Origin of the sequence: Streptomyces sp. UNOC14_S4, assembly GCF_020740835.1 — a bacterium.
Taxonomy (GTDB): domain Bacteria; phylum Actinomycetota; class Actinomycetes; order Streptomycetales; family Streptomycetaceae; genus Streptomyces.
The window spans coordinates 1-4,964 of record NZ_JAINFC010000540.1; the positions used below are offsets into that span (position 1 = coordinate 1).

General features: G+C 74.0%; 5 protein-coding genes. 3 read left to right on the forward strand and 2 right to left on the reverse strand.

Going from position 1 to position 4,964, the window contains the following annotated elements; translation table 11 throughout:
- The first annotated feature begins 173 nt into the window (after positions 1 to 173).
- Together nadE and K6I34_RS31495 are read left to right on the forward strand one after the other, a co-directional pair.
- On the forward strand, positions 174 to 1,004 hold the full coding sequence (gene nadE / locus K6I34_RS31490) for an ammonia-dependent NAD(+) synthetase (protein WP_308294079.1): 831 nt from the start codon (positions 174 to 176) through the stop codon (positions 1,002 to 1,004).
- A 115-nt stretch (positions 1,005 to 1,119) separates the two neighbouring features.
- Positions 1,120 to 1,986 carry a polysaccharide deacetylase family protein gene (locus tag K6I34_RS31495; protein ID WP_374231075.1) on the forward strand — a complete coding sequence of 289 codons (867 nt, stop codon included), beginning with the start codon at positions 1,120 to 1,122 and terminating at the stop codon, positions 1,984 to 1,986.
- A 39-nt stretch (positions 1,987 to 2,025) separates the two neighbouring features.
- Here K6I34_RS31495 and K6I34_RS31500 read toward each other — a convergent pair whose 3' ends face one another.
- Together K6I34_RS31500 and K6I34_RS31505 are read right to left on the reverse strand one after the other, a co-directional pair.
- Complete coding sequence (locus K6I34_RS31500) at positions 2,026 to 2,694, reverse strand: ABC transporter (protein WP_229331297.1); 669 nt, start codon at positions 2,692 to 2,694, stop codon at positions 2,026 to 2,028.
- On the reverse strand, positions 2,691 to 3,557 hold the full coding sequence (locus K6I34_RS31505; protein WP_229331299.1) for an ATP-binding cassette domain-containing protein: 867 nt from the start codon (positions 3,555 to 3,557) through the stop codon (positions 2,691 to 2,693). Before K6I34_RS31505 ends, K6I34_RS31500 begins: the two co-directional genes overlap by 4 nt.
- 57 nt (positions 3,558 to 3,614) lie before the next feature.
- Between K6I34_RS31505 and K6I34_RS31510 the strand changes: the two genes are divergently transcribed.
- Entirely contained in the window at positions 3,615 to 4,379 is a 765-nt protein-coding gene (locus K6I34_RS31510; protein WP_229331301.1) for a peptidyl-tRNA hydrolase, read from the forward strand.
- Positions 4,380 to 4,964: the final 585 nt, after the last annotated feature.

The window sequence follows — 4,964 nt, forward strand, 5'->3', positions numbered from 1 at the left end:
GAACTGCGCGGCGAGCCCCCACCGGAGCCGCAGGCGCCCGCTGGGCCCGGGTGGCAACCCGGTGGGCGCACCGGGCCACCGAAGCCGCAGGCGCGCGCAGCGCAAGGGGCGTCCCGGGGCACACGCAGCCCTGGGTATCGTGGGCCCGACACAGCACAGCACGAGGAGCAGACGTGAGCGAGCCGACCTCCATAGCCCTGCAGCGGGAGATCGCCCGGGAACTCCAGGTCGCCGAGATCTTCGACGCCGAGCGGGAGATCGAGCGGCGGGTGGCCTTCCTCGCCGAGCGGCTCGCCTCCACCGGCCTGTCCTCCCTCGTCCTCGGCATCAGCGGCGGCGTCGACTCCACCACCGCCGGCAGGCTGTGCCAGCTCGCGGTCGAGCGGGCCCGTGCCGCCGGGCACGAGGCGCGGTTCTACGCGATGCGGCTCCCCTACGGGGTCCAGGCCGACGAGCGCGACGCCCAGCTCGCGCTGTCCTTCATCCGGGCCGACCACGTGCTGACCGTGGACGTCAAGCCCGCGAGCGACGCCGCGCTCGCGGCGTCGCTGGCCGCCGGTGTGACCTTCCGTGACGCCCACCACCAGGACTTCGTGAGCGGCAACATCAAGGCCCGGCAGCGCATGATCGCCCAGTACGCGGTGGCGGGCGCGCACGGCGGTCTGGTCGTCGGCACCGACCACGCGGCCGAGGCGGTCTCCGGTTTCTTCACCAAGTTCGGCGACGGCGCCGCGGACGTCGTCCCGCTGACCGGTCTGACCAAGCGCCGGGTGCGCGCCGTCGCGGACGCGCTGGGCGCGCCCGCCGAGCTGGTGTGGAAGACCCCGACGGCCGACCTGGAGACCCTCGACCCGGGCAAGGCCGACGAGGACGCGCTCGGGGTCACCTACGACGACATCGACGACTTCCTGGAGGGCAAGCCGGTGGACGAGCGGGCCTTCGGGACGATCGTCGACCGCTACCGCCTGACCGACCACAAGCGCCAGTTGCCGATCGCCCCCTGAGGCGCGGGCGCGGGGCGCGGTCAAGGTCCTGGACGGCCGATCCTCCTGAGGGTGACCCAGGTGGTGGGGTTGTCCGATGGTGCGACAGTGCCGCCGAATGGGGGATGCTGCTGCGGTGCTCCCACTGCGTCGTAGCGTCCAGGTCCTGACCGGTCTCACCCTCTCCGCCGCGCTCATCGGCTGCGGAGGCGGCGGCAAGCACGCGGCGCCCGCGCCGGCACCCTCGTCGGTGCCGTCGACCGCGGCGGCCCGTACGCCGACGTCGGTGCCGTCGTCCGCGGCCCCCACCCTGCCCGCCGCGCCCGGCGGGCTCACGCCCGTCTTCTCGCACGGGAAGCGGGACGGCGGCAAGCGCGTCGCGCTGACCTTCGACGCCGACATGACCGCCGACGAGGACAAGCGGGCGGCCCGCGGGGAGCGGTTCGACAACCCGGAGCTGGTCGCGACGCTGCGGCGGCTGAAGGTGCCCGCCACGGTCTTCATGACCGGCAAGTGGGCGGAGCAGTACCCGGACCAGGCCAGGTCCATCGGCGCGGACCCGCTGTTCGAGGTCGCCAACCACTCGTACAGCCACCACGCGTTCGCCACGCCCTGCTACGGCCTCCCGGCCGTGGCCCCCGGTTCCGCGCGGAGCGACGTGGAGCGCGCGTCCGCCGCGTTCAAGCGCGCCGGGGTCGAGCGCACGGTGCCGTACTTCCGCTTCCCCGGCGGCTGTTACGACGACTCCGCCCTGCGGGCCGTCGCGCCCACCGGCGTGACGGCCGTGCAGTGGGACGTGATCAGCGGGGACGCGTTCGCCAAGCAGGCGGGCCCGGTGGCGAAGCAGGTGCTGTCCCAGGTGCAGCCTGGTTCCGTCGTGGTGCTGCACTGCACGCGCAGCGCGGCGCCCGTCACCGAGGAGGCCGTACGGACGATCGTTCCGGAACTGCGCTCCCGGGGCTACGAGTTCGTCCGGGTGTCGGATCTGATCGCCGCGCGCTGAGGCGCCACTCTTCGGGCGAGCAGGCCGACGGACTCGCCGTCACGGACGGCGCGAGCTGAGCACACAGGCCACGGCGACCGCCGCCGCCCCGAGCAGCGCCGCGGCGGCGAGGGGCAGCAGTGACACCACGACGGTGCCGTGGTGGGAACCGCCGACCAGTCCGGTCACGGCGGCGTTCGCGGGCGAGACCCCCGCGAAGAGCACCAGGAACGTGGCGAGCACGGTCGAGGGCACGGCCCACGCGGTGCTGCGCAGCAGCGGCCTGTTGCACAGGGCCCCGACGCCGGTGCCGAGCAGGGCGCACGCGAGCGCGGCCACGGTCCCCGCCGCGGTCGCGGGCCACAGGGGGACGTGCACCTGGTGGTCGGCGCTGCGGAAATCGCTGATCGCGGCGACGACCGCGGTACCGGCGAGGGCGAGCGCCGTGGACGCGCCCAGCGCGGTGAGCACGGCGGCGAGGTGCACCCGCCACGGCCCGGCGGCGGCACCCGTGCAGTCCCGCGCCGCCGACGGCTCGTTGGTCACACAGACCCGCACGAGCCACGCGGCCACGGGCAGCAGGGCGCCCGCCGCGTAGCCGAAGGAGTCGAGGACCGGGTTCCCCTGCTGCACGCCGACGGCGATGAAGACGCCGTAGAGCAGCAAGGGCGCCAGCCAGCGGTGCGAGCGCAGCAGCAGGGCAGCCTGGTAGCGGACGAGTGCGGTCATCGGTCGTCCCCTCCTCGGGGGCGCGTGGGGGTCACTGTGCGGATGTGCCAAGCGGGGGCGGCGGTGAGCAGGGCCCGCAGGAGCGCGTCGGAGTGCGGGGCCGCCACGGTCAGCCGGAAGGCCCCGGGCGCGAGCGGGTGAGCGTGCGGCGCGCCGGGCAGCGCCTGTGGCAGCGGGGCACCGGGCGGCCCCTCGATCTCGACCTCAACCTCGGCCCGAGCTCCCGCCCGTACGTCTTCCGGCGCGTGCGGTACGCCTTCCGCCACCAGCCGCCCGGCGTGCACGCGGAACACCGCGTCCGCCTCGCCCGCGAGGCGCCGTGGGTCGTGGTCGACGAAGACGACCGTGCCGCCCGCGGCCACCCGCTCGGCGACCGCGCCGTCGAGCACGGTGCGGGAGGCGCGGTCCAGCCCGGTCCACGCCTCGTCGAGGACGAGCAGTTCGGGCACGGCGAGGAGGCCCTGGGCGACGGCGACCTTCTGGCTGGTGCCCTTGGACAGCTCCGACAGGGGCGTCCGCGCGTGCCCGGCCGCCCCGAAGCGCTCCAGCCACGCCCGGGCACCGTGCTCGGCGGCGGAGCGGCTCAGCCCGTGGACACGGCCGAGGCGGACGAGATACTCGCCCGCGGTGAACGGCAGGGCGGCGGGAAAGCGTTCGGGGACGTACGCGGTGCGCGGGCGGCCGGTGACGCGGCCCGCGCTGGGCGCGTCGATGCCCGCGAGCAGCCGGAGGAGCGTCGACTTGCCGCTGCCGTTGGCCCCTTCGACACGCAGCAGCGCGCCCGCGGGCACGTCCAGATCGATGTCGCGCAGCACCCACGGCCCGCGCAGGCCGTACCGCCGGCCGACCCCCCGGAGTCTCATGCGGTCACAGTAGCGGGCGCTGCCACGCGTCTTGGGGGCTGCTGGCAGACTGGGCGGGTGACCAGTGCTGACACCTCCTCCGACGCCTCCTCCGACAGCGTTTCCGACACCGTTTCCGCCGCTGTCGACCCCCGTGACGAGGCGCCCCAGTTCGTCCTGCCGCTCGTGGTGCGGATCGAGAAGGACGCGCCGCCCGCCCGTACGGACGCCCTGGAGACGGCGGCGCGCGCGGTGCTGACGTTGCTGTCGGACGAGCGGGCGGGTTCGGTCGGCGGCGAGGACGGCGAGTGGGCACAGGCCGTGCGCGACTGGGAGGACGCCCGGATCCGCAAGGTGGTGCGCCGGGCGCGCGGTGCCGAGTGGCGCAGGGCCTCGGCGCTGCCGGGCATCGAGGTGACCGGTGAGCGCGCCGAGGTACGGGTCTTCCCGCCCGTACCTCTGGACGGCTGGCCGAAGGAGCTGGTGAAGCTCCAGGTGTCGGGGACGGACCTCGACGACCCCGAGCCGCCGTCCGCGCCGGAGCCGGGGATTCCGGTGCTCTGGCTCAACCCCGGTCTGCAGATGTCGGCGGGCAAGGCGATGGCACAGGCCGGTCACGGCGCGCAGCTCGCGTGGTGGGCGCTGCCGGACGCGGAGCGTGAGCGCTGGCGGAAGAACGGCTTCGCGCTGGCCGTGCGGACGGCCTCGCGGGAGCGCTGGGCGGAGCTGACGGAGAGCGGTCTGCCGATAGTCCACGACGCGGGCTTCACGGAGATCGCCCCCGGGCCGACCGTCGCGGTCGAAGGGGGCAGCCGCCTCTGCCCGTTGCCGCGCGAACGGTGACCGGAACGGGCCCCGCATCGGCACCCCGGGGCCCCCGGCAGTCCGCTGTCCGGCTCGCCCAGTGTGCCGCCAACTCGCCGCGATCTTGAGGTGGTTGGCTCGCTTTTGGACAACTGTTCGCCGTAGCAGTCCCGCCGCAGCTCACCGATCGCCACCGCGCGCTACAGCAGCTCACCTGGGGGGCCGGGCGAGTTACTGGAGTGCGTGGTGGCGCCAATGCGCCAGCAGGCGGTCACCGATGGGCGGATCCAGCCTTAAAAGCGAGCACAAATTACACACACCCCCTCTACATATTGGCTCCCCGATGCTCTAGGTTGTCCGTGCTTCAGGTGCTCGGGCACGAAGCAACCAAAGTGATCTGCGAGTCCAGCGCTACGGACGGCCGACAGTCGCGTCCCCGGCGCCAGGCGTGGGGGTGATCGGTTCTTGGGGCCCGGGAGGGGCCCTCGGGTGCGGGGAGCACCCGGGGTTCCGACGGGTTCCGCGCGCCTCGAGAGTCTGGCAGGACATGCGAGTCCGCTGCCCCCACGGTGGGTTGTCCAAGTAGTTCAAGTAGCACTGAAGTTGTTCCAAGCGGCACTGAAG

Coding starts and splice junctions, on each gene's coding strand:
- K6I34_RS31505 (WP_229331299.1), bottom strand. CDS start 3,557: ATGAGACTCCGGGGGGTCGGCCGGCGGTACGGCCTGCGCGGGCCGTGG.
- K6I34_RS31500 (WP_229331297.1), bottom strand. CDS start 2,694: ATGACCGCACTCGTCCGCTACCAGGCTGCCCTGCTGCTGCGCTCGCAC.